The 896-nt window shown below is 63.3% G+C and carries 1 protein-coding gene; it reads right to left on the bottom strand.

All coding sequences use genetic code 11. From position 1 onward, the window contains the following. Window positions 1-163 precede the first annotated feature (163 nt). Window positions 164-895 carry an SDR family oxidoreductase gene (locus LH128_RS30795; RefSeq protein WP_008833605.1) on the bottom strand — a complete coding sequence of 244 codons (732 nt, stop codon included), beginning with the start codon at window positions 893-895 and terminating at the stop codon, window positions 164-166. Window position 896 lies beyond the last annotated feature (1 nt).

Genomic DNA, 896 nt, shown 5'->3' with positions numbered 1-896 from the left:
CCGGATCGAGCGCCATTTTGAGCAGTCGGCTTTGTATTAATAATTCGAGAGGTTGCACCGTTTGGCCGCCTTTATCCTCTATAGGCTTCGAGAAATTCATGAGAGCGCAGGGCTTTGGCTGCTGGCGGGTTATTGGGGCAATATGCGAATGCCCCCATCATCGTCAGATTGTTGAGCGGACCGGCCGGACGATCAGCGTATTAACGTCCACATCCGCCGGCTGCTCCACCGCATAGGCGATGGCGCGCGCGATCGCGTCCGGGGTGAGCGCGATGGAGCGGAAATCGACCATGGCCTGCGCCGCGACCGGATCGGTGATCGTGTGGGCCAGTTCCGATTCCACGACGCCCGGCGCGATGATGGTGACGCGAATGTCGTCATGCTCCATGCGCAGCGCCTCCGAGATGGCGCGCACTGCATATTTTGTCGCGCTGTAGACGCCGCAGGTCGGCCACACGGCATAGCCGCCGATAGAAGAAACGTTGACGAACTGGCCGCTGCCCTGGCCCTTGAAGCGAGGGAGGGCGGCGGCTATGCCGTGCAGGACACCGCGGATGTTGACGTCGATCATACGGTCCCATTCATCAACCTTCAGGCTGTCGAAGCGCGACAGCGGCATCAGCCCCGCATTGTTGACCAGCACATCAACGCGGCCGTATTCGGCCTCGGTCGCGGCGATGAACGCCTCGAAATCGCTGCGGTCCGTGACGTCGAGCGACCGGAAGGCGATTGTGCCTCCCGCTGCGTTCAGTTCCTCCGCCAGCGCTGCGAGCCGGTCGGTGCGGCGTGCGCCCAGCATCAGCTTCGCGCCGCGCGCCGCCAGGAGCCGCGCCGTGCCTTCGCCGATGCCGCTGCTGGCGCCGGTAATCGCGATGACCTTGTCCTCTATAGCCATG

The organism is Sphingomonas sp. LH128, assembly GCF_000293195.2.
Classification (GTDB): Bacteria; Pseudomonadota; Alphaproteobacteria; order Sphingomonadales; family Sphingomonadaceae; genus Novosphingobium; species Novosphingobium resinovorum_A.
The sequence above is the reverse complement of the archived record's forward strand: the minus strand, read 5'-3'. Positions and strand labels throughout refer to the sequence as shown.

Coding starts and splice junctions, on each gene's coding strand:
- LH128_RS30795 (WP_008833605.1), bottom strand. CDS start 895: ATGGCTATAGAGGACAAGGTCATCGCGATTACCGGCGCCAGCAGCGGC.